A 26,559-nucleotide genomic window follows, 5' to 3' on the forward strand; every position below is an offset into this window, starting at 1 on the left:
CATGGTGCGATCTAGAGCCCGAACCATGATACGAGCCCGATGTGATTGTGATTGCCGACCGTCACCGGTGCGCGGTATGGCGCGCGGATGGTGTTCACACCGCCTGCGGCCTTGATGCCGCCAGGCGCGTTAAAGGCGCCGCCCTCTATATCGGCCTCTCCAGTCAGTTCAACCTGCCCAGTGCCGCCGGTGAAGACGCCCCCTGTGTCTGCCGCGAAAATTGCCGACCAGGAATTGCCGAACCAGGCCTTCAGATCGTGGTTGCGGTTGATCGCGCTGTAGCCGAGCACAGCCTGAGCGAGCGTCTTTGGTGCGTCCAGTTTCAGCACGTTGAGCGCGAGGACAGTACCGCCCGTGTTCGTGATCTGCGTGCCTGCCTTGAGCGTGATGTCCTGTGATGCTTCGATGACGCCGCCGAACGTCTGAACGCTGCTTGACGACGATGAACTGCAGAAGAAAAAGCACGTCTGCCGATACGAGGCCTGGCCAGTAAAGACGCCTTGCGTCAACAACTGATTGCGCGCGGTGATCGCGATGGAACCGCCATTCGCGAGAATCGAGCCGCCGATATTTGCCACGTTCGTGCCTGAGATCGTCAGCTTGCCGTCGTCCGCAGTGATGTAGGAGAGCTTCGAGGGATCGGCGATTGCGCCATAATCCACATCGAAGCCGTTCTCGCGATGCTCGATAAAAATGAGCCGCCAGCTGCGATCTGAATAGCCGACCGGCGCGCCGCCGTTCGTTCCCGCGGAATGATCTACGATGTTGTTGACGTCGCCGCCAGCGGTGATCGTCAGTGCCTTATTGGACAGGATGCGGGCGTTCTGGTTGGTCACGGAGCCGCCGGCCGTGACCGACACGTCACCGGCCACGCCGAATAGAACCGCGAGCTTGCTTTCCGCAGTCGAGTGGTTCCAGACATTCCCCGTCGCTTTCAGTGTCACGGCGCCAAGCGATGCGCTGTCGAGCGCGTTGGTCTGCTGGCCTTGGATAAGCGAGCCGAAGTTCGTGATGTCTCCGGTGCTCGTCAGCACTACACCGCTGTTGGTCGAGGCCACCACGGACTGCGCCGTGGCGTCCTGCGTCAGGGCGATCCCCGCACCGCTGATATTGATGCCCGTCGCGGCAAGCAGACTGCTGCCCGTCAGCGACACGGCGCCGCTCGCAGCGAGTGTGGCCGAACCGTTGTTCGTTTTGAGCTTCGTGTCGGTCAGCGCAATGCCGTCCTGAACCTGCAGATCGAGATTGTTCTGCGCGGTAAGCGTGGTGTTCGAAAACTGTACCGAACCGTTAGAAGACAGCGTGAAGTCGCCGAGCGTCGCATTCATCGGTCCAGCGCTGCGTACGCCCGGGCCTTTGTCGGTAACGATCAGTTGGACGCGGCCGCTCGTCAGGCTGCCGGCTGCCGTGATGTCGATAGCAAAGGAGTTTGCGGTGGCGGGCGTCGCTGAGGAATTGAGCGTGAGCCAGTCGTTGCCGTTGTCGGTGGGCGAGACAGCGGTGTTTAACGTAACGTTGCTCGTGCCCGCTACCGCGCGTATCGCAGCGGTTTGTGACGTGAAAGTATTGGCGAGCGGCCCGTTGATCTGCAGGTTCTTCGCGATCAGGTCAAGACCGATCAGTGCGCCCGTCAATCCCTGTGGGCCAACCACGATCGTCCCCGTGCTTGTGTCCAGCACAATGTCGCGCTCGGGGAGTCCGGCCACCGGCACGGTGTCCTTGAAACTGACGTGACCGGTGGTTAGCGCCACCCGGCCGGTGTTCACGAACGAGCCGCCGTTCACCGTGATGCCGTTGGGATTGGCCAGTATCACATTGGCCCGCGACCCGAGTACATCGATACGGCCACTGATAATGCTTGGATTAGTACTCGTGACCTGATTGACGATGGTCCGGGCATTAATGCCAACGTTATTCAGCGAAGCGCCGGCAGCATCGACACTGAAATTCGTATAAGTGTTGTTTGATACGCCGGCAAATGCTGGGGCAATATTAACGGTTTGGTGGCCATTTGTGGCAGTGGAAACCGTGGTTGCAGTTGCACCATCGACGACGATGCCTGCCGCACTGGCCGTAGCCGGCACAGCAGCAGACACTGAGATAAGAAAATGCGCAGCGCGCGCAATCGCGCGTCGACTCCCGAATAGCGGGTGTCGTAGACAATACCGGCCTTTCATGCAACCCCGTCCGACGGACTCTCTCGTTTGGTTTTTGTAGGGCGGGTTCTGTGGACCCATGCACCCGCATTACGAATGTCGGCCTTATCTGAGAAAACTTTAGTAAGTTACGGAATTTTTTTGATTACTTTTTCATTACAGCTTCGATATAGAAGCAAAGCAATGATCTACCCCTAATCGATTATCCATTTTGCATACTCTGATCTTTCGTTCGGATTGCGCGCACTCAGCACGTCGACGACTGCCCGCAACCCCTGAAGTACGACGAAGCGAGTCATCACTGGACGCAAGGCATGTCCTAACTGAAGTCTCAGTCGACGCGTCGATGCTTCAACGGGCGCTCGCACTGGAGAACGTCTCGACAGTCCTCATGAGGCCGCTGCGCAGGTATGCAACGCCACCATGATGTCGATCGACTGGCGGGACAAATATACGTTGTGGGCTCGGCGCGCTTTCGTCCGGAACTTCGGTATGGTCCACACCGCGGCTTCGAAATCGACCTCATCAGCGCTGAACATTGCAAGGTCTTGGCATTGGCGTCCATGGGAGGATTGCTTGAGTACTACGAGTTCACTGTCTTCATCTTTCTCAGCCCTTTCACCAGTCAATTGTTTTTCCCGGCAGCAAGTCCTGCGTGGCTTCGCGAGCTCGAAACGTTGACGATATTCGCGGCGGGATACCTTACACGCCCGCTGGGAGGAATATGGCTAGCAAGTTTGGGCGACAAGCTCGGGCGGAAAAGGATGTTCGCAGTGAGCATACTATTGATGGCCGCTCCCACTCTTGCCATCGGTGTGTTGCCTGTGTACGGCCAGATGGGAGTCTGCGCACCAGTTGCTTTGCTTGCATGTCGCCTGTTGCAAGGTGCCGCGTTGGGCGGGGAACTGCCAACGGCTATGGTGTTCGTGTCAGAGCATGTCCCTGAACGCCGCTTGGGGCTTGCTTTTGGCATCCTTGGAACCGGCGTCGTGCTTGGGTTTGTTGTTGCGTCGGGCGTCATAACGCTGTTGCTGCATCACTTGAGCACGGAAGCGTTTCTGGTGAGCGGTTGGCGCGTGCCGTTCATCCTCGGCGGTGCCTTCGGACTGCTTTCTGCATTCCTGCGACGCTAAACGCAGCGTAGGAAGCGTGGGCGTGCGCTCCAAGGCCTTGAAAAACACGTGGATCTCCCCGGGTGTTAGTGCGCGATCCCGCGGTTTGAAGGTAGCAATAGCGGAGGGCCGGATGTCTTCCGCTGGATTGGCTACCTTCAGCCCTCTTGCCTGCACAAAACGATAGACCTGGAGGACGATGTCGCGTGCCTGAACGGCAGGTGCAGCCGCACCCCGCGCCTTGATCTTTTCACACCTCATCAGGAGTCTTGAAGGTGTGATCTCTTCGAGCTTCAGCCGCCCGAACTCCGCTGCAAGATTCCGGTCGTAGACGGACTTCCTCATCGCGCGGGTCGACTCCGCGAGCTTGGCTTCCACGAAGTATTTTTCGGCCCATTTCCCGAACGTCATCGCGTCGGCCGCTTCTACGCGCTTTTCAACCTTGCTTCTGGAGGGACTGACGCCCTGCTCTACTTCCCGCCGAGCATGCTCAAGTAGCAGCCTTGCTTCTGCAAGACGCATCGACATGCCAAAGGAAAGTTCGTCGGCAGCGCGCGCGCCGCGCGCAGGTAGCCCGGGATCGTAGCGGCCAATGACCAAGGTCTCCCGGCGACCATTCAGACGATAGTCGAAGCGAAAACTCACCGCTCCGGCCGAGGTAACCGCCACGTACAGGCCACGCTGGTCAGCGACCTTGTATATCCTGCCGGTCGGTCTGAGCGCCCGCAATTCGAGGTCCGTCAGCATGTAATCCTCCAAGAACTGATACCGTGTTTGATACCGTTATGCGCCGTGACGGTATCAAAATGGATCGTCTGCAGAGAAAGATGCTATACCGTCGCTCATGCCGTCGGCGACGCAGCGCTGCCGACGGACGGCAGCGGATCAAAATAGTCGATAAACCCTTGTTTTTGTGTGGGAAATCAGGGAATCAACGGACCTCTGCAGACCACTGCAGAGGATCCTAAATTACTCCCACTCAATCGTCGCCGGCGGCTTCCCCGAAATGTCGTACACCACCCGGTTAATCCCGCGCACTTCATTAATAATGCGGTTCGACACATGCCCCAGCAACTCGTGCGGCAGATGCGCCCAATGCGCGGTCATGAAGTCGAGCGTCTGCACCGCGCGCAGCGCGACCACATACTCGTAAGTCCGGCCGTCGCCCATCACGCCGACGCTCTTCACCGGCAGAAACACCGCGAACGCCTGGCTCGTCAAATCGTACCAGGACTTGCCGGTTTCCTTGTCGATGAACGTGCGCAGCGTCTCGATGAAAATCGCGTCCGCGCGACGCAGCAGGTCCGCAAACTCGCGCTTCACTTCGCCGAGAATCCGCACGCCAAGACCGGGACCGGGGAACGGATGGCGGTACACCATCGCCGGCGGCAGACCGAGCTTCACGCCGAGTTCGCGCACTTCGTCCTTGAACAGTTCGCGCAGCGGCTCGAGCAGCTTCAGGTTCAGCGTCTCCGGCAGGCCGCCCACGTTGTGGTGGCTCTTGATGGTCTGCGTCGCCTTCTTGCCCTTGCCCGCCGATTCGATCACGTCCGGATAGATCGTGCCTTGCGCGAGCCACTTTGCGTCGGTCAGCTTGCCGGCTTCCGTCTGGAACACTTCGACGAATTCCGCGCCGATGATCTTGCGCTTCGCTTCCGGATCGGTCACGCCTTCGAGCTTGCGCAGGAACACATCGCTCGCGTCGACGTGAATCACCTTCACGCCCAGGTGATCCGCGAACGTGGCCATGACCTGCTCGGCTTCGTTCAGGCGCAACAGGCCATGATCGACGAACACGCACGTCAGTTGATCGCCGATCGCGCGATGCAACAGCGCCGCCGCGACCGACGAATCCACGCCGCCCGACAGACCCAGAATCACGTGCTCGTTACCGACCTGCTCGCGAATTTTCGCGACCGCCTCGTCGATGTAATGGCCCATCTCCCAGTCGGGACGCGCGCCGCAAATCTGCAGCACGAAGCGCTCGAGCATCGCGCGGCCTTGCACGGTGTGCGTGACTTCCGGGTGCCATTGCAGACCATAGAAATGACGCTGCTCATCGGCCATCGCGGCGATCGGGCACGATTCCGTCGATGCCATCAGCGCGAACCCCGGCGGCATCTCCAGCACCTTGTCGCCGTGGCTCATCCACACCTTCAGCATGCCGTGGCCTTCGGGCGTCGTGAAGTCGCTGATGCCTTCGAGCAGGCTCGTGTGATTGCGCGCGCGCACTTCGGCATAACCGAACTCACGCAGATGGCCGATGTCGACCCGGCCGCCCAGTTGCTCGGCCATGGCCTGCATGCCGTAGCAGATGCCGAGCACGGGCATGCCGAGTTCGAACACCACTTGCGGCACGCGCGGCGTGTCGGTTTCAGTGACCGAGCTCGGTCCGCCCGACAGGATCACGCCCTTCGGCGCAAAGTCGCGGATGAACGAAGCATCGACGTCATACGGATGGATTTCCGAATACACGTTGGCTTCGCGAACGCGACGTGCAATCAGTTGGGTGACTTGCGAACCGAAGTCGAGGATCAGGATCTTGTCATGCATGGCAGCGGACGATGTCAAAAGTGAGCGGATACGGAATGCCGCGCGTACGGCGCGGCGTTGAATTCAAAGCGGTCCACGAGGGAACAAACGGCCGGGGCTTGCGACGGTGAAGCGCAACGGCGGGAAAGCGGAACGCAATGCTGATGCCCGCGTGACGTTCGCTCGTTGCGCCCGAAGCCACAACATGGGTCACCAGGCTGCGGTGCGGCGCGCGTGCGGATTCCGGTTGCTTCGGCAAACGAGTCGCGCGCGGCCAGTCAACCATGGAACGGAGGCCGTGGCGCATTCGCGGCGTCGTCGGCGGCATTGCGGGCATCGTCGCGTGCGGCAGCAGCAGCTTCAGCGCGTGCCGCTCGCTCCGACGGGCTCAGCACTTCGCCCGTCGTGGCATGCAAATGGGCGGAGGTCGTCGGGTTGACCGGCGACGCTTCGGACGCCGCGGGCACCACAGGCGCCACGCCAGGCCTTGCAACCGGATCAACTCCACGCCCGATAACAGGCTCAACCACCGGCTCCGCGTGATACACCGGAAACCCCGCCGTAGCCGGCACAACCGGTTCACGGCGATTTGCCTCGAGGTTCGCCGCGTTTTTCGCGGCGTCTTTTGCGGCCTGCTTTTCGGCGCGCTCAGCGGCAACAGCCTCAGCGACGCGCAACTTCTCGCGCCGCCGCACCGCGCCCGACAAACGCACGCCGCCAAGACCGAGCACCAGCAGCACGACACCGGTCAGCACCGCGACGATCTGCCCGAACGCGCTCAGCGACGGCGTATGCAGCCCGAGCAGCCACACCAGCATGAGCACGCCGGTCAGCCAGTTCACATGGCCGACCACGCGTGCCACCGACGAAGTCAGCGCCCCGTCGATCGACGCATGCAACGCCAGCCAGGCGAGCCCGATGAGCGCCAGGCCAAACGCCTGGCCGGCCAGAGCCGGCTGCGTCTGCACCAACAGCAGCGCGTTGTACAACGACGTCCAGGGCGTCAGCAGGAACAGCAAGCCGAACGCGAGCAGCAACAGCGCATCGACAATCAGTACAGCGCGCAGCAATGGCTTCATTGGCGTTTAGTCCACGTGGTAGTTGGGCGCTTCCTTGGTGATCTGAACATCGTGCACGTGCGACTCGCGCAAACCCGCGCCCGTGATCTGCACGAACTCGGCCTTCTCGTTCATCTCGGCAATCGTGCGGCAGCCGCAGTAGCCCATGCTCGCGCGCACGCCGCCGATCAGCTGGAACAGGATCGCGTTCACGGAACCCTTATAAGCGACGCGGCCTTCGATGCCTTCCGGCACCAGCTTGTCGATATTCGCCGAGTTGTCCTGGAAGTAGCGGTCCGCCGCGCCGTCCTTCATTGCGCCGACCGAGCCCATGCCGCGGTACGACTTGTACTGACGGCCTTGATAGAGGAACACGTCGCCCGGCGCTTCTTCGGTGCCGGCGAACATGCTGCCCATCATCACGGCGTTCGCGCCCGCTGCCAGCGCCTTGCTGACGTCGCCCGAGAAACGCACGCCGCCGTCTGCGATGACCGGCACGCCCGTGCCCTTGAGCGCTTCCGACACGTTCGCGATTGCCGTGACCTGCGGCACGCCGACACCGGCGACGATTCGCGTCGTGCAAATCGAGCCCGGGCCGATGCCGACCTTCACGCCGTCCGCGCCGTATTCGACGAGCGCTTTGGCTGCCGCCGCGGTGGCGATGTTGCCGCCGATCACCTCGACGTGCGGGAAGTTCTGCTTGACCCAGCGCACGCGCTCGAGCACGCCCTTGCTGTGGCCATGCGCGGTGTCGACGACGATCACGTCCACGCCCGCCTGCACCAGCAGTTCGACACGCTCTTCGTTGTCCGCGCCGACGCCGACGGCCGCGCCCGCGCGCAGCTTGCCGTGCTCGTCCTTACAGGCGTCCGGGTGTTCGGTCTGCTTGGTGATGTCTTTCACCGTCATCAGGCCGCGCAGCTCGAATGCGTCGTTGATGACCAGCACGCGCTCAAGGCGGTGGCTGTGCATCAGCGCCTTGGCCTCGGCGAGCGACGTGCCTTCCTTGACGGTCACGAGGCGCTCGCGCGGCGTCATGATGCTGCGCACCGGCTCGTCCAGACGCTCCTCGAAACGCAGGTCGCGGTTGGTCACGATACCGATCAGCTGCGAGCCTTCCACCACCGGAAAGCCGGAAATGCCATGCTGCTGCGACAGCGCGATGACGTCGCGCACCTTCATTTGCGGCGGCACCGTGATCGGATCGCGCACCACGCCTGACTCGAACCGCTTGACCTTGGCCACTTCACGCGCCTGTTCGGCAGCCGTGAGGTTCTTGTGGATGATGCCGACGCCGCCCATTTGCGCCATCGCAATGGCGAGACGGGCTTCGGTGACGGTGTCCATGGCGGCGGACACGAGCGGCATATTCAGGGAGATGTTGCGGGTCAGCCGGGTCTTGAGGCTGGTGTCGCGCGGCAGAACATCGGAGAAGGCCGGGACGAGGAGCACGTCATCGAACGTGAGTGCTGTTTGGATCAGACGCATGGCAAATCCTATAGGCGCAAAAGCGAATTATACGCGATACCTCCCCGCTTTTCACTGCGCGAACAGCAGCTTAGCGAATTTCGGGCGCATTTTTTCGTGGCTTTTACACCCTTGATTTCGCTTCGCCGTTCGCCTCGGGTTCGATCGCGTTTCGTTTGCTCGGGCCCGAATGCAGAATCAAACAAGACGCCCCTCGCGCCGGCCGGCTACGCTTGCGACCATTCCAGTTTTTTCGCAGGAGCAGTCGATGCAGCGCGGTGTCGCCTATGGAGTCATGGCCGGAGCCCTATGGGGCATGGTGTTTCTGGTCCCGCGCGTGCTGCCGGATTTTTCGCCGCTGTTGCTGTCGGCCGGCCGCTACACGATGTACGGCGTCGTCGCGCTCGCAGCGGCGTTGCCCACGGCGCGTTCGCTGCTCAAGCGCCTGACTCGCGAGGACCTCGTCGCGCTCGTCAAGCTCGCGCTGGGCGGCAATCTCCTGTACTACCTGCTGCTGACGGCGGCGGTGCACCTCGTCGGCATCGCGCCGGCGTCGCTGATCGTCGGCGTATTGCCGGTGACGGTCACGCTGATGGGCCGCGGCGACCGCGGCGCGGTGCCGCTCGCGCGCCTCGCGTGGCCGCTTGCGGCCGTGATGGCGGGCATCGTCTGCATCAATATCGACGTCTTTACGGCCGCCGACGGCACGCCCGCCGGCGTCCTGACGAAGCTGCTGGGCCTTGCCTGCGCAGTCGGCGCGCTCGGCTGCTGGACGTGGTTCGCGGTCGAGAACACCCGCTACCTGCAACGGCACACGCATTTCAGCGGCAACGAGTGGTCCGTGCTGTGGGGCGTCGTGACAGGCGCGCTCGGCGCCGCGCTGTGGCTCGCGATCGCCGCGCTGCCGCCGGGCGGCCCGCAGGGCGAACTCGCGCAAAGCCGCTGGCACAGCTTCTGGGCGCTCAATCTGGTTCTCGCGATCGGCGCGTCGTGGCTTGGCAACGGGCTGTGGAATGCGGCGTCGAAGCGGCTGCCGTTGACGCTTTCCGGTCAGATGATCGTGTTTGAAACGCTGTTCGCGCTGCTCTACGCGTTCATTTACGACGAGCGCCTGCCGCGGCCGCTCGAACTCGCCGCGATTCTGTTGCTGGTGGCGGGCGTGTGCTGGTCGGTGCGTCAGCATGCGGACGACGATTCCGGCGGCACTGCGCCGGTCGAAGAAAAGGCTCAGGGTTCGGCGCCCTAGCACGCATGGTCCACGGGCCGCCCCGCATTGCAGGGCGCGCACCGCGCAACGTACGCGTTTAACGCGAATCCTTGTTCTGCCAGCGACGCCCTTCGATCGAGCCGGCCTTGCGGGTCTTCTCGACGCGACGCTGGCGTGACACCTTCGGGTCCACGAGCAGCGGCCGGTAGATCTCGACGCGGTCGTGATCGGCGAGCACGGTGTCGAGCGGCTTGAGCTTGCCGAATACGCCGACCTTTTGCGTCGCTAGATCGATCTGAGGAAAACGCTGAAGAATGCCGCTTGCCTCGATAGCCTGTGCGAGCGTGGCGCCCGCCGGCAATTGCACGTCGACGAGCGCCTGTTCGTTCGCGAGCGCATAACAGACCTGGACGGACAGACGCCCGCTCATGCCTTGCCGTAGCGCTGGTCCGCGCGCTTCACGAAAGATTCGACGAATGTATTGGCGATGTGATTGAACACCGGCCCGATGATCTTTTCGAGGATGATGTTGGTGAACTCGTAGTGCAGCGCGAACTCGATCTTGCAGGCGTCCGCGCGCAGCGGCGTGAAGCGCCAGAAGCCGGTGAACTTGCGAAACGGCCCGTCGGCGAATTCCATGTCGATGCGGGTGGGCCGCTCCATGCTGTTGCGCGTCGCAAAGTGCTGCTTGATGCCCTTGAAATTGATGTCGATCTTCGCCTCCATGCTGGTATCGTCCCGATGACGGACCTCGACGCCTCCGCACCAGGGCAGGAAGTTCGGGTAATCGGCGACGTCGGTGACGAGGTCGAACATCTGTTCCGCCGAATGGCGGATCAACACGGTTTTCTGGACATCTGCCATAAATTGAACAGCACGTGGCAAGGGTGGACGGGCGCGGCGGGCTTTCCTTGCCCCGCTTTGCTAAAATCGTGATTTTAAACGAGTTGGGCACTTTCCATTCATGAGCATTATCGACAACAGAAAAGCGTTCTACGACTACTCGGTCGAAGAACGTTACGAAGCAGGGCTCGTGCTCGAAGGATGGGAGGTCAAGGCGCTGCGCGCCGGGCGCGGCCAGATCAAGGAAGGTTACGTCGTGATCAAGAACGGCGAGCTGTTCCTGATCGGCACGCACATCAGCCCGCTGCCCGAAGCCTCGACCCACATCAACCCCGACCCTGTTCGCACGCGCAAGCTCCTTTTGCACAGCGAAGAAATCAGCAAGCTGATCGGCAAGGTGGAACAGCGCGGCTACACGCTCGTGCCGCTGAATTTTCACTACAAGGGCGGCCGCGTCAAATGCGAGATCGGCCTCGCCAAGGGCAAGAAGATGCACGACAAGCGCGAAACCGAGAAAAAGCGCGATTGGGAGCGCGAAAAGGCGCGTTTGATGCGCTCGCCGACCTGAGTCGTGGGCGGGCGTTTGCCGCGACGCTGCCAGAGCAGCGTTTACCGAGCACGATAAAAATGGCCCGCTTGCTGCGGGCCATTTTTTTACAGCAATGGCGCAACGGCGCCCAACGCAAAAACCAACGCGCGCTCAGCGCGCCTCCGCCACCCCGCTCTTGCCCTTGTTCACGATGGTCAGCGCCGATGCGATCATCGAACTCATATCCGCGAGATTGCCGGGCACGATCAGCGTGGTGCCCTGCTTCGCCAGATTGCCGAACGCGTTCACGTATTGCTCGGCGACCTTCAGGTTCACCGCCTCCATGCCGCCATGCGACTGAATCGCAGCAGCAATCTTCTGGATGGCTTGCGAATTGGCCTCGGCAACCGCAAGAATCGCCGCGGCCTGCCCTTGCGCCTGGTTGATCGCCGCCTGGCGCTCGCCTTCCGATTTCTGGATTGCCGCCTCGCGCCCGCCGGACGCGATGTTGATCTGCTCCTGCTTGCGCCCTTCCGAAGCCGCAATCAACGCGCGCTTTTCGCGCTCGGCCGTAATTTGCGCCTGCATCGCGTGAAGGATTTCCTTCGGCGGCGTCAGATCCTTGATCTCGTAGCGTAGGACTTTGACGCCCCAGTTCGCCGCTGCTTCATCGAGTGACGAGACGATGCTGTGATTGATGAAGTCGCGCTCCTCGAAAGTCTTGTCGAGTTCGAGCTTGCCGATCACCGAGCGCAGCGTGGTCTGCGACAACTGCGTGATCGCGAACACAAAGTTGCTCGATCCATACGACGCCTTCATCGGATCGGTCACCTGGAAATACAGCACGCCGTCCACCTGCAACTGCGTGTTGTCGCGCGTGATGCAGACCTGGCTCGGCACTTCGAGCGGAATTTCCTTGAGAATGTGCTTGTACGCGATCCGGTCGACGAAAGGAAACGCGAAGCTCAGGCCCGGCGTGAGCGTGCGGTGATAGCGGCCGAGCCGCTCCAGCACCCACGCGTGCTGCTGCGGCACGATCTTGATGGTCTGCGCCGCCAGCACGATCACAATGACGAGCAGCACTGCCCCGATAATGGTGGAATCCATTTACGCCCTCCAATCTTTAGTTGGTTTGATTAGTTAGTTCGGTTAACTAGTTCGGTTGACTGGTTTGGGTCAAACAAGTCAGCGAATGTCCGACGCTTACCGCGTATTAGCGTGATGCGTCGCGGGCCGCTTCGCCGCGACCACAAGACAACTGCCGTGCAGTTCGATGATTTCGTAGGTTTGAGCATCTTCGGGCTCGCCGGGCGCCAGTTCGGCGTCCCATTGCGCGCCGCGATAGCTGACCCGCGCGCGACGCTCGTGCCACGCGGGCACGCTGAGCGTCTGCCCAATGTCGAGATTGACGTCCGGATTCGCGGACGCTTCCTTGCGCGTCCTGCGGCCAAAGCGCGAACGCTTGAGCACAAACACGGCCGCCAGCGCGACGACCGCGGCAACGGCGAACTGCACGTCGGCGGCGGCGCCCGCAATATGCGCGATAGCCGCCGCGACGCAACCGAGCGCGATCATCAGCAGATAGAACGTGCCGCTGAGCAATTCCAGCACGACCAGCACGCCCGCCCCGACCCACCAGAACAATCCCCCTGGCGCCACGTCGACCTCCACAAAGCAAAACACCCCGGATCTACCGGGGTGTTTATAGCACGAAGCGCGGACAAATTACCGGCATTCAGGACGCGCTTCACTGCGCCGCTGACGCGCGTTTGACGCGCCGTTGATATGCCGCACTTTTCGTTATGCGTGCCGCTTAGGACGCGGCACGCCGCACGCTTACTTCGTCGACGATTTCGCCAGTTGCTGCCACGTCTCGATGATCGTGTCAGGGTTCAGCGAGATCGACTTGATGCCTTCATCCGTCAGCCATTGCGCGAAGTCCGGATGATCCGACGGACCCTGACCGCAGATGCCGACGTACTTGTCCAGACGCAGACACGTTTCAATTGCGCGCTTCAACATGAACTTGACCGCCGGATCGCGTTCGTCGAAATCGACCGCCAGCAGTTCCATGCCGGAGTCGCGGTCGAGGCCGAGCGTGAGCTGCGTCAGGTCGTTCGAACCGATCGAGAAGCCGTCGAAGAATTGCAGGAACTCTTCGGCGAGAATCGCGTTCGACGGCACTTCGCACATCATGATGAGACGCAGGCCTTTCTCGCCGCGCTTCAGGCCAAACTTCTCCAGCAAGCCGACCACGCGCTCAGCCTGCTTCAGCGTACGCACGAACGGCACCATGATCTCGACGTTGTCGAGGCCCATCTCTTCGCGCACCTTCTTCAGCGCGACGCATTCCATCTGGAACGCTTCGGCGAAGTCTTCGGCGATGTAGCGCGACGCGCCGCGGAAGCCCAGCATCGGATTCTCTTCGTCCGGCTCGTAGCGCGAACCGCCGATCAGCTTCTTGTACTCGTTCGACTTGAAGTCCGACAGACGCACGATCACAGGCTTCGGATAGAAGGCCGCGGCGATCGTCGCGATACCTTCAGTCAGCTTGTCGACGTAGAACGCGCGCGGCGATGCGTGACCGCGAGCGACGCTTTCCACGGCCTTCTTCAGGTCCTGGTCGATGTTCGGGTACTCGAGAATCGCCTTCGGATGAACGCCGATGTTGTTGTTGATGATGAACTCGAGACGCGCGAGACCGACGCCCGCGTTCGGCAGTTGCGAGAAGTCGAAAGCCAGTTGCGGGTTGCCGACGTTCATCATGATCTTCACCGGAATGGGCGGCAGTTCGCCGCGCTGCACTTCGGTGATTTCCGTTTCGAGCAGGCCGTCGTAGATCTTGCCTTCGTCGCCTTCCGCGCACGAAACCGTGACGAGCGCGCCATCCTTCAGCACGTCGGTCGCGTCGCCGCAGCCGACCACGGCCGGCACGCCCAGCTCACGCGCGATGATTGCCGCGTGGCACGTGCGGCCGCCACGATTGGTGACGATTGCGGACGCGCGCTTCATGACCGGCTCCCAGTTCGGGTCGGTCATGTCGGCGACCAGCACGTCGCCCGGCTGCACACGGTCCATTTCCGACGGATCGTGAATCACGCGCACCGGGCCCGCGCCGATCTTCTGGCCGATCGCGCGGCCGGTAGCCAGCACGTTCGATTGACCCTTCAGCTTGAAGCGCTGCTCGGCCTTGCCCGTCGCCTGGCTCTTCACCGTTTCCGGACGCGCCTGCAAGATAAAGATCTTGCCGTCGCGGCCGTCCTTGCCCCACTCGATGTCCATCGGACGCTGGTAGTGCTTTTCGATGATGACCGCGTATTTCGCGAGTTCGATCACGTCTTCGTCGGTGATCGAGAAGCGGTTGCGCTGCTCGTGCGTCACGTCGACGGTCTTCACGCGGCCTTCTTCACCGGCCTTCGTGAACTCCATCTTGATGAGCTTCGAGCCAATCGAGCGGCGGATGATCGGATACTTGCCTTGCGCGAGCGTGGTCTTGTAGACGTAGAACTCGTCCGGATTCACCGCGCCTTGCACGACCGTTTCGCCGAGACCGTAGCTCGACGTGATGAACACCGCGTCCTTGAAGCCCGATTCCGTGTCGAGCGTGAACATCACGCCGGCCGCGCCGACGTCCGAGCGCACCATGCGCTGCACGCCCGCCGACAACGCGACTTCAGCATGCGTGAAGCCCTTGTGAACGCGATAGGAAATAGCGCGGTCGTTGTAGAGCGACGCGAACACGTGCTTCATGCGATCGAGCACGTCTTCGATACCGACCACGTTGAGGTAGCTTTCCTGCTGACCCGCGAACGATGCGTCCGGCAAGTCTTCCGCCGTTGCCGACGAACGCACGGCAAACGACAGCTCTTCAGGCGAGCTGTTTTGAAGCGTGTCGAAGCCCGCGCGAATGTCGGCTTCGAGTTGCGGCTGCATGGGAGCGTCGACGATCCATTGACGGATCTCCTTGCCCGCTTCGGCAAGCGCCTTCACGTCGTCGACGTCGAGCGTCTCGAGACGTTGGGCGATGCGTTCCGTCAGGTTGTTGTGATGCAGGAAGTCACGGAAAGCCAGTGCCGTCGTGGCGAAACCGGTCGGCACGCGCACGCCGGCTTCGGCAAGCTGACTGATCATCTCGCCTAGCGACGCGTTCTTGCCGCCGACAATCTCCACATCGGTCATCCGCAACTGCTCGAACGGAACTACATACGCCTTATCCTTTGCGACGGTAACTGCGTTAGTCATACAAGCCCCTAAGTGTGAAAGAAATTCACGGCTGTGCAAGTGGGCTCGAACGCGAGACGCTCATTGGAAGCGTGAGCTCGCGTCTTGCACAACCTGTTGGAGAAGCAATCGCTTGTGGCGCCGCGCGGGTTCGGGCTTGCGCTCCCGTTCCACACGAAGAAGGCGAATCGACGCATTTAGCGCCCGATCAATCGCGATCCGCCCGCTTTAGCACCAGATAACATCGCGTTGAACGACCGTTCGCAGCGAGTTAGACGCCAATCGCCTGCAATTGCTTATCCAACAGGTTGCCGCTATTCTACCGTGCCGACTCTCGAAATGTGACTGTCGGACGAGAATTGCGCCTCGAATCGCGCCAGGCTGCCCGCAGGGCTCTTCCAATGCATGAAGAGAGCCTCCAGGCCAGTCCTGGCGTAGTAGCGGTGCCCACGGCGCGCTGTTTCGACGCCGCTGCATGAGTGGTCAGCCACCGCGCAGCGAAGTCGCTCCAGCAATGTTCCATTCGAGCGCTTTTTGCCGCTCACGTTCCCTGCCCCACTGATGCCGCCCACCGTATTCATCGTCTCCGACGGTACCGGGATCACTGCCGAAACCTTCGCGCATTCGATCCTCTCCCAGTTCGACCAGAAATTTCGCCTGGTCCGCGTGCCTTTTGTCGACTCGACAGAAAAGGCCTACGCCACGCTCGAAAAAATCAATGAAGCGGTCCAGCAGGACGGTCGCCGTCCGATCGTCTTCACCACGCTCGTGGACAGCGCATCGAATCAGATCGTCAAAGGCTCGAACGCGCTCGTGCTCGACATGTTCCAGACCTTCGTCGAGCCGCTCGAACAGGAACTGGAGCTGAAGTCGAGCCACGCGATGGGGCGCGGCCACCAGAACGCGGACACCGAGGAGTACAAGAACCGCATCGAGGCGATCAACTTCTCGCTCGCGCACGACGACGGCCAGTCGAACCGCAATCTCGCCGACGCAGACGTGATCCTCGTCGGCGTATCGCGCAGCGGCAAGACGCCGACGAGCCTCTACCTCGCGATGCAGTACGGCGTGAAAGCAGCGAACTATCCGCTGATTCCGGAAGATTTCGAGCGCGGCAAGCTGCCTACGCCGCTATTGGCGCATCGGCAGAAGATGTTTGGCTTGTCGATCGATCCGCAACGGCTTTCGGAGATTCGCAACGAGCGCCGGCCTGGCAGCAAATACGCTGCGCCGGAAAATTGCCGTTACGAGATCAACGAAGCCGAGGCGATGATGCGTCGCGAAGGGATCAAGTGGCTGTCGTCGACGCACAAGTCGATCGAAGAGATCGCGACCACGATCCTGCAGGAAATCAAGCTGGATCGGCCGTCGTATTGAGCGAGCCTTCGCTCGTTTATGCGCGGCTCGCGCGCTGCTGTCTGCATTGCTCGAACACGCAGACAGCCGCGGCCGCCGCGACGTTCAGCGATTCCATGCCGCCCGGCTGCGGAATCGTCACGCGCAACGTGACCGCGTCGCGCCATGCTTGCGACACGCCGGCGCCTTCATTGCCGAATACCCACGCCAGTTCCGCGCTCAGATCGCAATCGTAGATCGCTTCGGCGCCGTGCGAATCCGTGATGACAACCGGCACCGCGAGGCGCTCGATCAACGTCTGCGCTTCGACGTCTTCGTGAATCTGCAGCAGGAAGTGCGCGCCCATGCCCGAGCGCAATACTTTCGACGACCAAGCGTATGCCGTGCCCGGCGCGCAGAACACCTGCTGAATGCCGGCCGCGGCCGCACTGCGCAAGATGGAGCCGACGTTGCCTGCGTCCTGCACGCCGTCGAGCACGATGCAGGTTTGCGCGACCGTGTCGGGCAGCGGCGTATCGAGCTTTTCCACGAGCAGCAGCATGCCGACGCCGTGCACGACATTCGACAGTTGTCCGAACAGCGCGTCTGGCAGCGTGACGATGCGTTGCTCGTCGATACGCGAAACGATCGCCTGAGCTTCGTCGTGACGAAGCGCGCCCTCGGTGACGATGCACATTTCCGGCTGCCCCGCGACGTCGAGATACGCGCTCGCGAGATGAAAACCTTCCAGCAGCGCATGACCGCTGCGACGCTGTTGATGCGTCGATCCGGCAAGCGCCTTCAGGCGTTTATAGAGCGGATTCTCCCGCGAGGTGATGGCTTTCACAGGCAGCGAAGACGATGAGAAATGAGGAGAAGGATGAGCGCGTTGCTGATCGCAGGCGGTGCGGCTAGGTGCTGGTTACGGCGACGGCAGCATTGACGGGCGATTGTGCCACGTTAGCTGTGGCGTCTTATGCTCACGCGCCGCTGCGTTCGCCGAACGCGTCGCTGTCGAGCAGCGCATCGTCCAGCACGCCGTCCGCGAGCATTTCCGGCACGGCGATAATCTCGCCCGCCGGCAGCGGCACGCCGGTGCCAAATCGCAGATGCGCTTCGCGCACGGGTGCGAACGAGCGCCGGTGATGCTCGCACGGCCCATGTTCACGCAAGGCCGCCAGATGCTGCGGCGTGCCGTAGCCGGCATGCGCGTTAAAGCCGTACACGGGATAAGTCTGGTGCAATTCGAGCAGCATCCGGTCGCGCGTCACCTTCGCAAGAATCGACGCCGCGGAAATGCTTTTGACCAGTGCGTCGCCGCCGATCACCGCTTCGCTGCGAACGCTCAGCGTGGGGCAGCGGTTGCCGTCCACCTTCACGAGCGTCGGCGTGACGGACAGCCCTTCTACCGCGCGCTTCATGGCCAGCATGGTGGCGTGCAGAATGTTCAGCGTATCGATTTCCTCGACCGTTGCCGAGGCGATGCAGTAAGCGAGCGCACGGTCGACGATCTTCTCGTACAGTTCGTCGCGCTTTTTCGCGGTAAGCACCTTCGAATCGTCGAGGCCGCGAATCATCGGCTTCGACGGATCGAAAATCACAGCAGCAGCGACGACCGGCCCGGCCAGCGGCCCGCGCCCGGCTTCGTCGACGCCGCAGACGATGTCCTCCGCCGTCTCGAAGTTCAGGCCGACCTGCCGAGTCGCCGCGCTGGCGACGGCCGCGGTCTTGCGGCGTGGCGAGCGGGCAGCGGCGTGCGCAGCGGCGTGCTCGTTAGTGCGCTTGGTGCGTTCGTCGCTCACGGCCGCGCCCTGCGCTTCTCAACGACACTCGCGACCACTTCCGCCGCACGCTGCGCGGTGTTCTGCTTCAGCACGTGATGCATCTCCGTGAAGATTTCCGTCAGCGTGCGCCGGTTGGCTTCATCGCGCAACTGTTTCAGCGTGGCTTCGGCGAGCGCCTGCGGCGTCGCGAAGTGCTGCAGGATTTCCGGCACCACGAAGCGGCCCGCCAGAATGTTCGGCAAGCCGACGTACGGCAGATAACCCTGCCGGCGCATGATCTGGCCCGTCAGCCAGGGCACCTTGTACGAGATGACCATCGGCTTTTTCAGAAGCGCGGCCTCGAGCGTGACCGTGCCGCTTTTCACGAGGATCGCGTCGGCGGCGGTCATCGCGAGTTGCGACTGGCCGTCCGTAATGGTCAGCGCGAGGCCGGGGTGCGAATCGACCAGCGGGCGCAGCATCTCGCGCAACGCCGGCGTCGCCGCGGGCATCACGAAGCGCAGACCGGGCTCCTGGTGCTGCATCATTTCCATCGCGGCGAAAAACGTCGGCCCGATCAGATCGATCTCCGAGCGGCGGCTGCCCGGCAGCACCCGCGATGACCGGACCGCTTTCCGCCAGACCGAGCGTGCGGCGCGCGCCGAGCGTGTCCGGCTCAAGCGGAATTTCGTCGGCGAGAGGATGACCCACGTACGATGCCGCGACGCCCGCCTTTTCGAGCAGCGCCGTTTCGAACGGGAACACGCACAGCATATGGTCGACCGCCTTGGCGATCTTCTTGATGCGCCCGCCGCGCCACGCCCAGATGGACGGGCACACGAAGTGAACGGTCGGGATGCCGGCCTCGCGCAGCGGATGCTCGAGCCCGAAGTTGAAATCGGGTGCATCGACGCCGACGAACACCGAGGGCGGCTCGGCCAGCAGTTGGCGCTTCAGGTCGGTGCGGATGCGCAGAATCTCGGGGATATGCCGCAACGCTTCGACATAGCCGCGCACGGACAGCTTCTCCATCGGCCAATGGGCGTCGAAACCGGTGGCGACCATGCGCGGACCGCCGATCCCGTAATAATGCGTGGCGGCAGGCAGGCGGCTCGCAAGGCCGTCCAGCAGCGACGACGCCAGCAGGTCGCCGGACGGCTCGCCGGCCACCATCGCGATGCGCAGCGGACTGGGTTGCAATGCCATCGCTTAGCGGATGATGCCGCGCTGCGACGCTTCGACGAATGCGAGCAGCGTCCCAACCGGGCCGTCGCCGTCGCCGCCGGCGGATGCAAGCTCACGCAGTTGCGCCTTGGCTTCCTCGAGCGACAGGCTGTTCTTGTACAACAGACGGTACGCCGAGCGCAGCGCCGAAATGGCGTCCGGCGAGAACCCGCGGCGGCGCAGACCTTCGACGTTGATGCCGTGCGGCTCCGCCTTGTTGCCGGCCGCGATCACGAACGGCGGAATGTCCTGCACGAGCGCCGATGCGCCGCCCAGCATGGAATGCGCGCCGATGCGCACGAACTGATGCACGCCCGACATGCCGCCGACAATCGCGTGGTCGCCGATCGTCACATGGCCGGCCATCTGCGCGTTGCTCGACAGAATGACGTTGTTGCCGACATGGCAGTCATGGCCGATGTGCACGTACGCCATGATCCAGTTGTCGTCGCCGAGCGTGGTCACGCCTGCGTCCTGCACCGTGCCGGTGTGGATCGTGGTGAACTCGCGGATCGTGTTGCGGTTGCCGATCTCGAGCCGCGTCGGCTCGTCTTTGTACTTCATGTCCTGCGGACGGCCGCCGACCGATGCGTAGTGGCCGATGCGGTTGTCTTCGCCGATCGTGGTGTGACCTTCGATCACACTGTGCGAGCCGACCGTGGTCCGCGCGCCGATCGTGACATGCGCGCCGATCACGGCATACGGTCCGACTTCAACGGATTCGTCGAGTTGTGCGCCCGGTTCGACGATCGCAGTGGGATGAATCCTGCTCATGCGTCCTCGCTTCTGATTCTGTTGCGTTGTCTGGATGGGCTGCGGCGAGCCGGCTGCGCTGCATGAGGCGCCGGCTGGCCGAAGCTCGAGTCAGGTGCCCTTGATTCAGGCGTCCTTGTCCGTGTGACGCACCGCGCACATCAGGTCGGCTTCAGCCGCCACCACGCCGTCCACCTCGGCTCGCGCCTTGAACTTCCAGATGCCGCGCATATGCCGTTCGAACGTGCAGTTGAGGATGAGCTGATCGCCCGGCTCGACGACACGCTTGAAGCGCGCGTTGTCGATACCGACAAACAGATACAGCGTGTTCGACGGATCGCTCGGCTCTTCCGAGAACGTCAGCAGCGCCGCCGTTTGCGCAAGCGCTTCGAGGATCAGTACGCCAGGCATGACCGGACGCGTCGGGAAATGCCCCTGGAAATACGGCTCGTTGATCGACACGTTCTTCAACGCTTTGATGCTCTTGTGCGGCTCGAGTTCGAGCACCCGGTCGACCAGCAGGATCGGGTAACGATGGGGCAGCAGCGTGAGAATCTTATGGATGTCGAGATTGATTTTTTCGGTGCTCATGGTGTTTCTGCTCACGCATTGACTGCGCGATGATGACTGCGGATGCTGGTGCAGGTGGGTTGTCAACGCGTTGTTAGCGCGTGATGAGCGCATGCTGCCGGCGCTCGCCGTGAACCGGTTGCCATGCCACCGCGGGTCACGGCAACCCTCTTCGCTTCCTGATATTCGCCCGCCATTTTACGCGGAGTCGGCGGGCCGTCCGGAAAACTAGCTTTTCTCACTCCGTGCATGACCTGCCGCGCCGGATGCCGCGCTCGCCGGCTTGCTGTCCTGCTGATCCGCTGCGGCGTTTTCCAGTGCCTTGATGCGGTCGCGAAGCTTGTCGATATTGCGCAGCAAGGCCGCGCTCTTGTTCCAGTCGGCGTGATTCACGGCCGGGAACGCGCTGGTGTACATGCCGGGCTTGAGCAGCGACTTGGACACGCCGGACTTCGCGGTCACGATCACGTGATCGGCCAGCGTCACATGCCCGGCAATGCCGACCGCGCCGCCGATCATGCAGTGACGGCCGATGGTCGTGCTGCCCGCAATGCCCGCGCAACCGGCAATGACCGTGTATGCGCCGACTTTGCAGTTGTGCCCGATCTGCACGAGGTTGTCGATTTTCACGCATTCCTCGATGATCGTATCGGCCATCGCGCCGCGGTCGATCGTGGTGTTCGCACCGATTTCGACGTCCGCCGCGATCGACACGCCGCCCACTTGCGGAATCTTCACCCAGCTACCGGTGCGCGCGTCGCCTTCGCCGACGAAATCCGGCGCGAAGCCGAAGCCGTCCGAACCGATGACCGCGCCCGCGTGCACGATCACGCGCTCCGCAAGCTTGCAGCCGTGATACACGGTGACATTCGGATAGAGATGCGAGCCAGCGCCGATGCGCGTGCCGCGGCCGATGGCCACGTTCGCGTCGAGCCGCACATTCTCGCCGATGACCGCGCCCGCTTCCACCGTGACATGCGGTCCGATCACCGCGCTTGCGGCGATCTGCGCGGACGGATCGATCGTCGCGCTCGGATGAATGCCGGGCGCGACCTTCGGCGTGGCGAGGTCGATGAAGGTTTGCGCGACGCGCGCGAAGTAAGCGTACGGGTTCGGTGTGACGATGAAATTACGCCCGCTGCCCGATGCGAGCTTCGCGAGGTCGTCCGCATTGATCAGCACCGCGCCCGCGCGGGTTGTTTCGACTTGCGACAGGTACTTCGGGTTGGCGAGGAACGCCAGCTGGTCCGGGCCTGCCTGGTCGAGCGGCGCCAGACTGCCGACGCGCTGCGAACCGTCTCCCACTACTTCACCGCCGAACCGCTGGACGATGTCCTCGAGCGTAAAAGCCATGCCTATCGTGTCTCCTGCTGATCAGTACAACTTGTCGGTGCGCGCTGTCAGTGCGCGCTGTCGGCGCTCTACTACCGCCTTCAGTTGCCTGAAGCCGCGAGAGCCTTGAGCACCTGATCCGTAATGTCGATGCGCGGGCTCACATACACCGCTTCCTGCACGATCAGGTCATAGTGCTGCGCCTCGGCGATCTGCTTGATCACCTTGTTCGCGCGATCCAGCACCGCTGCCAGTTCTTCATTGCGGCGCTGATTCAGGTCTTCGCGAAACTCGCGTTGCTTGCGCTGGAAGTCGGTGTCGAGTTGCGACAGATCGCGCTGCTTTTGCGCACGGTCCGTGGACGACATCGACGCGCCGTTCTTGTCGAGCGAATCGGACATCGACTTGAGCTTCTGCGCCATGTCCGCGAGGTCCTTGTCGCGCTTGGCGAACTCGGCCTCGAGCTTGACCTGGGCCGCCTTCGCCGCCGCCGATTCCCGCAGAATCCGGTCCGAATTCACCGCGGCGATCCTGGCTTCCTGAGCGTGCGCCACTCCGACGCCCAGCGTCATTGCCAGCGCCAGCGCGCAAGCCACACGTTTCGAAAACATACCGGTTAGCAAAGTGATCCTCTCGATACTGTTGTTTGGCGAGCCGTCCGCAACGCGGATCAGAACGCCGTCCCGATCTGGAACTGGAACTTCTGATACTGGTCGCCCGTGTGCTTCGTGAGCGGGAAGCCCAGGCTCAGCTTGAGCGGCCCGATCGGCGAAATCCATGCGAGACCGACACCGTAGCCGTAACGCAGACCGTTCGCGCCGTTCGAATTGGCCGCAGCGCTCGCGTCCGCCCAGACGTTACCGGCGTCGAGGAACGTGAACACGCGCAAGGTGCGATCATAGCCGGTGCCCGGCAGCGGGAATGTCAATTCGATGTTGCCGACGAGCAGCTTCGAGCCGCCGATCGGATCGCCCGTCGTCTTGTCGCGCGGACCGAGCGAGCTCGGCTCGTAGCCACGGACCGAACCGATACCGCCCGCGTAGTAGTTCTTGAAAATCGGGTATGGCTTGCCGCCCGTGCCCTTGCCGTAGCCGCCCTGGAAGTTGAAGCCCAGCACGAAGCCGCGCGCAAACGAGTAATAGTACTGTGCGTTGATGTCGGCCTTGTAATACTGCGTGCTGCCGATCGGCGTGCCGTATTCGGCGTTCGCCTGCGCGAAGTAGCCGCGGCTCGGCACGAGCGCGCTGTCACGCGCGTCGCGCGACCAGCCCACCGTGACCGGCACGTTGTTCGACACGCGGCCGAAGTCGTCGACGTATTGCTTGTACGATGCCGGCGTGTTCGCGTCGACGTCGAGCTTGTTCTGCTCCAGACCCGCGCCGAAGTACACCGTATCGACTTCCGAGAACGGAATGCCGAACTTCAGGTCGCCGCCCATCGTGACGATCTTGAAGCTCGAATCGGTCGAGTAATACAGCGGCTGATACGTGCGGTAGTAGACGTCGGTAATACGCTTGATGCCGTCCACCGTGAAGTACGGGTCGACCTGCGTGACGGTCAACGTGCGATACGTCTTCGCGGTGTTGACGTTCACCGCGAGGCTCGTGCCCGAACCGAACACGTTGTCTTGCGAGACGCCTGCGGACAGCACCACCTTGTCCGTCGACGAGAAGCCCGCGCCCAGCGTAATCGCGCCGGTCGGTTTTTCGGCGACCTTCACGTCCACGTCCACCTGGTCGGGCGTGCCTTCCACGGGGATCGTGGTCACGTCGACGTCGGTAAAGTAGCCAAGACGGTTGATACGGTCTTTCGACAACGCGAGGCGGTTCGAGTCGAACCACGAGCTTTCGAGCTGGCGCATTTCGCGGCGCACCACTTCGTCGCGCGTACGGGTGTTGCCCACCACGTTGATGCGGCGCACGTAGACGCGGCGGCTCGGGTCCACTTGCAGCGTCAGGTCCACCTTGTGATTCGACTGGTCGATCTGCGGCTGCGCGTTGACGGTCGCGAACGCGTAACCGTATTCGCCCAGCTTGTCGACGATTGCCTTGGTCGTGGATTGCAGCTTTTCGGCCGAGAAGCGGTCGCCCGGTTTGATCTTGATGAGCTTGGCAAGCTCCGGCTCGCGGTCGAGCAGATTGCCGGCCAGCTTGATGCTCGAGATCGTGTACGGCTCGCCTTCATGCAGCGTGACCGTCAGATACATGTCCTTCTTGTCCGGCGTGATCGACACCTGGGTCGACTCGATGTTGAACTCGAGATAGCCGCGGTTCAGGTAGTACGAGCGGATATTTTCGAGGTCGCCGGTGAGCTTGTCTTTCGCGTACAGGTCATTCTTCGTGTACCACGAGAACCAGTTCGGCGTGGACAACTGCATTTCGTCGCGCAGCGTGCCGGTGCTGAACGCCTTGTTGCCGATAAAGTTGATCTGGCGAATCTTGGCGCTCGGCCCTTCGGCCACCGAGAACAGCACCGAGACGCGATTGCGGTCGATCGGCGTGATGGTGGTCGTGACTTCGGCTGCATAGTAGCCGCGCGTCAGGTACTGGCGCTTCAGTTCCTGTTCCGCCTTATCGACGAGCGCCTTGTCGTAGTAACGGCCTTGCGACAAACCGACCGCGCGCAGCGCCTTGGTCAGGTTTTCCTTGTCGAATTCGTGAATGCCCGCGAAGTCGATCGTGCCGATGGCCGGACGCTCCAGCACCTGCACGATCACTACATTGCCTTCGGTCGCGATCTTGACGTCGTTGAAGAAACCCGTTGCGTACAGCGCGCGAATCGCTTCGGATGCCTTGTCGTCGTTGAACGTGTCGCCCTGCTTGATGGGCAGGTAGGCGAACACCGTACCGGGTTCGACGCGTTGCAATCCCTCGATCCGGATGTCTTGCACCACGAAGGGCGTGGTTGCGTGAGCAACCAGCCCATGCGCGGCGAATGCCGCGGTTATAACCGTCTTCGGAACAAAGCGATGAGGTTTAAACAACGTGCTTCCCCAGTGTGTATAGCTGCATCAGGTCGGACGGTCGCTATTGTGAGCGCCGCCGGACACTTTAAAAGTGGATTAAACGAGCGAGATCGTTGAACAGTGCAATCGCCGACAAAGCGACGATGCAGGCGAGACCCGCCCTCTGAAAAACGAGTTGCCAGCGATCGGAGACAACTTTACCGGTCACAGCTTCAACCAAATAATATAACAGATGACCCCCGTCCAATACCGGAATTGGTAGCAGGTTCAGTACACCGAGGCTAATACTGACGAGGGCGAGGAACGACAGGAATGCAGAAGGACCCAGACGTGCGCTCTTTCCTGCGTAATCGGCGATGGTCACCGGACCCGACAGATTCTTCAGCGATGCATCGCCAACGATCATGCGGCCGAACATCCGCACCGAGTAAACCGCGAGATCCCACGTGCGGCGCGCGCCGAGCTGAAGACTTTCGACCGGTCCATAACGCACGTTGATGGACGGCACCTGGGTCGCAAGCTCAGCGCCGATGCGACCGACCTGCTGCCCCGTTGCCGCGTCGCGCTGCGCTTGCGGAACGATCCTGATGTCTTCGAGCTTGCCCGAGCCCTGCGCTTCCGTTTGACCCGCGGCTGCGCGCTCTACTTGCAGCGTCAGCGGTTGGCCGGCGTGCGATTTTACATACGCGATGAAGGCTGTGGCGTTATCAGTCGCGACTCCGTTGATCGCGCGCAAGCGATCGCCCGGAAGAAGGCCCGCCTTTTGCGCGGCACTGCCCGGCTGCACGCCGGCAACCGTCAGCTTGCCCCCGCCGGGTTCGAAGCCGAGCCGCGACATGAAGTCGTCGTCGACGTCCTTTTCGGTGACACCGCGCAGATCGAGCTGGAAGTCGGACGGGCCGTTCGCGCCTTTCGCGATCAGCACGACGCGCTTGTGATCGAACGCCGCGCCGAGCAGCTTCCAGCGCAAATCCGACCACGAGCGCACCGGCTCGGAGTCGGCCGCGTTCTCCGCGCGCACCGCCACCACTGTTTCGCCGCCTTCGAAACCGGCGGCCGCAGCGGTCGTGTTGGGCGCGGGCGTGGCAAGGATCGCCGCCGGTTCGGTGACGCCGGTCGCGAACACGAGGCCGAACAGGACGATGGCAAGCAGGAAATTCGCGACCGGCCCGGCCGCGACGATTGCGATGCGGCGCCACACCGACTGCCGGTTGAACGCATGCGGCAACGCTTCGGCGGGAATCGGCGCGCCGCCCGTCTCGCGCTCGTCGAGCATCTTCACGTAGCCGCCGAGCGGCAGCGCGGCGACCGTCCATTCGGTGCCGCTCTTGGGACTAACCCATTGGAACAGCGGCTTGCCGAAGCCAATCGAAAAGCGCAGCACCTTGACGCCGCACAGCCGCGCCACGCTGTAATGCCCATATTCGTGGACGACCACCAGCACGCCAATCGCGACCGCGAAGGCGAGCACTTCGATCAGCAGATTCATAGG

21 protein-coding genes and 2 pseudogenes are annotated in these 26,559 nt (G+C 62.3%); 4 read left to right on the forward strand and 19 right to left on the reverse strand.

The features are described 5' to 3' along the window. Window positions 1-11 precede the first annotated feature (11 nt). Window positions 12-2,177 carry a two-partner secretion domain-containing protein gene (locus ABIE53_RS12125; RefSeq protein WP_216649313.1) on the reverse strand — a complete coding sequence of 722 codons (2,166 nt, stop codon included), beginning with the start codon at window positions 2,175-2,177 and terminating at the stop codon, window positions 12-14. Between the two features lie 542 nt (window positions 2,178-2,719). On the opposite strand from ABIE53_RS12125, the gene ABIE53_RS12135 reads away from it, so the two are divergent. Continuing rightward, window positions 2,720-3,289: an MFS transporter gene (locus tag ABIE53_RS12135; protein WP_376915792.1), complete on the forward strand. Its 570-nt coding sequence runs from the start codon at window positions 2,720-2,722 to the stop codon at window positions 3,287-3,289. Here ABIE53_RS12135 and ABIE53_RS12140 read toward each other — a convergent pair. The 4 genes and pseudogenes from ABIE53_RS12140 to guaB all read right to left on the reverse strand — a co-directional run. Then, window positions 3,284-4,015 (reverse strand): annotated as a pseudogene (locus ABIE53_RS12140) (tyrosine-type recombinase/integrase); the annotation flags it as partial. The gene ABIE53_RS12135 and the pseudogene ABIE53_RS12140 sit on opposite strands and share 6 nt — an antisense overlap. A 222-nt stretch (window positions 4,016-4,237) precedes the next feature. Further along, on the reverse strand, window positions 4,238-5,821 hold the full coding sequence (gene guaA / locus ABIE53_RS12145) for a glutamine-hydrolyzing GMP synthase (RefSeq protein WP_107706695.1): 1,584 nt from the start codon (window positions 5,819-5,821) through the stop codon (window positions 4,238-4,240). 257 nt (window positions 5,822-6,078) lie between these two features. After that, entirely contained in the window at window positions 6,079-6,879 is an 801-nt protein-coding gene (locus tag ABIE53_RS12150; protein WP_107706693.1) for a hypothetical protein, read from the reverse strand. A 6-nt stretch (window positions 6,880-6,885) separates the two neighbouring features. Then, window positions 6,886-8,346, reverse strand: coding sequence for an IMP dehydrogenase (gene guaB, locus ABIE53_RS12155; protein ID WP_006048697.1), 1,461 nt, complete (start codon window positions 8,344-8,346; stop codon window positions 6,886-6,888). Window positions 8,347-8,593: 247 nt separating this feature from the next. On the opposite strand from guaB, the gene ABIE53_RS12160 reads away from it, so the two are divergent. Continuing rightward, on the forward strand, window positions 8,594-9,571 hold the full coding sequence (locus ABIE53_RS12160) for a DMT family transporter (RefSeq protein ID WP_107706692.1): 978 nt from the start codon (window positions 8,594-8,596) through the stop codon (window positions 9,569-9,571). 58 nt (window positions 9,572-9,629) lie between these two features. Here the strand turns inward: ABIE53_RS12160 and ABIE53_RS12165 are convergent, their stop codons facing one another. Continuing rightward, on the reverse strand, window positions 9,630-9,962 hold the full coding sequence (locus ABIE53_RS12165; protein WP_029970859.1) for an RnfH family protein: 333 nt from the start codon (window positions 9,960-9,962) through the stop codon (window positions 9,630-9,632). Continuing rightward, window positions 9,959-10,396, reverse strand: coding sequence for a type II toxin-antitoxin system RatA family toxin (locus ABIE53_RS12170; protein WP_006048694.1), 438 nt, complete (start codon window positions 10,394-10,396; stop codon window positions 9,959-9,961). The genes ABIE53_RS12165 and ABIE53_RS12170 overlap by 4 nt, the downstream gene beginning before the upstream one ends. 100 nt (window positions 10,397-10,496) lie before the next feature. On the opposite strand from ABIE53_RS12170, the gene smpB reads away from it, so the two are divergent. Then, a complete protein-coding gene (gene smpB, locus ABIE53_RS12175) occupies window positions 10,497-10,943 on the forward strand; it encodes an SsrA-binding protein SmpB (RefSeq protein WP_006048693.1) in 447 nt (148 codons plus the stop codon). Between the two features lie 132 nt (window positions 10,944-11,075). Here smpB and ABIE53_RS12180 read toward each other — a convergent pair whose 3' ends face one another. The 3 genes from ABIE53_RS12180 to ppsA all read right to left on the reverse strand — a co-directional run bounded on the left by ABIE53_RS12180 (window position 11,076) and on the right by ppsA (window position 15,146). After that, window positions 11,076-12,011, reverse strand: a complete 936-nt coding sequence (locus ABIE53_RS12180) for an SPFH domain-containing protein (protein ID WP_006048692.1) — start codon at window positions 12,009-12,011, stop codon at window positions 11,076-11,078. Window positions 12,012-12,107: 96 nt separating this feature from the next. Then, window positions 12,108-12,563 (reverse strand): NfeD family protein, encoded by a 456-nt coding sequence (locus ABIE53_RS12185; RefSeq protein WP_107706691.1) that lies wholly within the window; start codon window positions 12,561-12,563, stop codon window positions 12,108-12,110. Between the two features lie 177 nt (window positions 12,564-12,740). After that, the gene (gene ppsA / locus ABIE53_RS12190) at window positions 12,741-15,146 is read right to left on the reverse strand and encodes a phosphoenolpyruvate synthase (RefSeq protein ID WP_029970856.1); all 2,406 of its coding nucleotides are present in this window, start codon (window positions 15,144-15,146) and stop codon (window positions 12,741-12,743) included. A gap of 540 nt (window positions 15,147-15,686) precedes the next feature. Between ppsA and ppsR the strand changes: the two genes are divergently transcribed. Further along, complete coding sequence (ppsR, locus tag ABIE53_RS12195) at window positions 15,687-16,502, forward strand: posphoenolpyruvate synthetase regulatory kinase/phosphorylase PpsR (RefSeq protein WP_006048688.1); 816 nt, start codon at window positions 15,687-15,689, stop codon at window positions 16,500-16,502. 16 nt (window positions 16,503-16,518) lie between these two features. Here ppsR and ABIE53_RS12200 read toward each other — a convergent pair whose 3' ends face one another. The 9 genes and pseudogenes from ABIE53_RS12200 to rseP form a co-directional block, all read right to left on the reverse strand. Further along, complete coding sequence (locus tag ABIE53_RS12200; RefSeq protein ID WP_107706690.1) at window positions 16,519-17,307, reverse strand: TrmH family RNA methyltransferase; 789 nt, start codon at window positions 17,305-17,307, stop codon at window positions 16,519-16,521. 133 nt (window positions 17,308-17,440) lie between these two features. After that, a complete protein-coding gene (gene rnhB, locus ABIE53_RS12205; protein WP_107706689.1) occupies window positions 17,441-18,262 on the reverse strand; it encodes a ribonuclease HII in 822 nt (273 codons plus the stop codon). Then, window positions 18,259-19,429, reverse strand: a pseudogene (gene lpxB, locus ABIE53_RS12210) (lipid-A-disaccharide synthase). Before lpxB ends, rnhB begins: the two are co-directional and overlap by 4 nt. A 3-nt stretch (window positions 19,430-19,432) precedes the next feature. Beyond that, window positions 19,433-20,221: an acyl-ACP--UDP-N-acetylglucosamine O-acyltransferase gene (gene lpxA, locus ABIE53_RS12215; RefSeq protein WP_053858266.1), complete on the reverse strand. Its 789-nt coding sequence runs from the start codon at window positions 20,219-20,221 to the stop codon at window positions 19,433-19,435. Between the two features lie 105 nt (window positions 20,222-20,326). Then, window positions 20,327-20,791 (reverse strand): 3-hydroxyacyl-ACP dehydratase FabZ, encoded by a 465-nt coding sequence (gene fabZ / locus ABIE53_RS12220; RefSeq protein ID WP_006048683.1) that lies wholly within the window; start codon window positions 20,789-20,791, stop codon window positions 20,327-20,329. Between the two features lie 207 nt (window positions 20,792-20,998). Continuing rightward, the gene (gene lpxD / locus ABIE53_RS12225) at window positions 20,999-22,123 is read right to left on the reverse strand and encodes a UDP-3-O-(3-hydroxymyristoyl)glucosamine N-acyltransferase (RefSeq protein WP_006048682.1); all 1,125 of its coding nucleotides are present in this window, start codon (window positions 22,121-22,123) and stop codon (window positions 20,999-21,001) included. 80 nt (window positions 22,124-22,203) lie between these two features. Then, window positions 22,204-22,725 (reverse strand): OmpH/Skp family outer membrane protein, encoded by a 522-nt coding sequence (locus ABIE53_RS12230; protein WP_006048681.1) that lies wholly within the window; start codon window positions 22,723-22,725, stop codon window positions 22,204-22,206. A gap of 47 nt (window positions 22,726-22,772) precedes the next feature. After that, complete coding sequence (gene bamA / locus ABIE53_RS12235) at window positions 22,773-25,085, reverse strand: outer membrane protein assembly factor BamA (RefSeq protein ID WP_029970852.1); 2,313 nt, start codon at window positions 25,083-25,085, stop codon at window positions 22,773-22,775. 67 nt (window positions 25,086-25,152) lie between these two features. Continuing rightward, window positions 25,153-26,556, reverse strand: coding sequence for an RIP metalloprotease RseP (gene rseP, locus ABIE53_RS12240; protein WP_107706688.1), 1,404 nt, complete (start codon window positions 26,554-26,556; stop codon window positions 25,153-25,155). Between the last annotated feature and the right edge of the window lie 3 nt (window positions 26,557-26,559).

The sequence above is a fragment of the Paraburkholderia sp. OAS925 genome (assembly GCF_040543975.1).
GTDB classification, from domain to species: Bacteria; Pseudomonadota; Gammaproteobacteria; order Burkholderiales; family Burkholderiaceae; genus Paraburkholderia; species Paraburkholderia graminis.

Coding starts and splice junctions, on each gene's coding strand:
- ABIE53_RS12125 (WP_216649313.1), bottom strand. CDS start 2,177: ATGAAAGGCCGGTATTGTCTACGACACCCGCTATTCGGGAGTCGACGC.
- ABIE53_RS12135 (WP_376915792.1), top strand. CDS start 2,720: ATGGGAGGATTGCTTGAGTACTACGAGTTCACTGTCTTCATCTTTCTC.
- guaA (WP_107706695.1), bottom strand. CDS start 5,821: ATGCATGACAAGATCCTGATCCTCGACTTCGGTTCGCAAGTCACCCAA.
- ABIE53_RS12150 (WP_107706693.1), bottom strand. CDS start 6,879: ATGAAGCCATTGCTGCGCGCTGTACTGATTGTCGATGCGCTGTTGCTG.
- guaB (WP_006048697.1), bottom strand. CDS start 8,346: ATGCGTCTGATCCAAACAGCACTCACGTTCGATGACGTGCTCCTCGTC.
- ABIE53_RS12160 (WP_107706692.1), top strand. CDS start 8,594: ATGCAGCGCGGTGTCGCCTATGGAGTCATGGCCGGAGCCCTATGGGGC.
- ABIE53_RS12165 (WP_029970859.1), bottom strand. CDS start 9,962: ATGAGCGGGCGTCTGTCCGTCCAGGTCTGTTATGCGCTCGCGAACGAA.
- ABIE53_RS12170 (WP_006048694.1), bottom strand. CDS start 10,396: ATGGCAGATGTCCAGAAAACCGTGTTGATCCGCCATTCGGCGGAACAG.
- smpB (WP_006048693.1), top strand. CDS start 10,497: ATGAGCATTATCGACAACAGAAAAGCGTTCTACGACTACTCGGTCGAA.
- ABIE53_RS12180 (WP_006048692.1), bottom strand. CDS start 12,011: ATGGATTCCACCATTATCGGGGCAGTGCTGCTCGTCATTGTGATCGTG.
- ppsA (WP_029970856.1), bottom strand. CDS start 15,146: ATGACTAACGCAGTTACCGTCGCAAAGGATAAGGCGTATGTAGTTCCG.
- ppsR (WP_006048688.1), top strand. CDS start 15,687: ATGCCGCCCACCGTATTCATCGTCTCCGACGGTACCGGGATCACTGCC.
- lpxA (WP_053858266.1), bottom strand. CDS start 20,221: ATGAGCAGGATTCATCCCACTGCGATCGTCGAACCGGGCGCACAACTC.
- fabZ (WP_006048683.1), bottom strand. CDS start 20,791: ATGAGCACCGAAAAAATCAATCTCGACATCCATAAGATTCTCACGCTG.
- lpxD (WP_006048682.1), bottom strand. CDS start 22,123: ATGGCTTTTACGCTCGAGGACATCGTCCAGCGGTTCGGCGGTGAAGTA.
- rseP (WP_107706688.1), bottom strand. CDS start 26,556: ATGAATCTGCTGATCGAAGTGCTCGCCTTCGCGGTCGCGATTGGCGTG.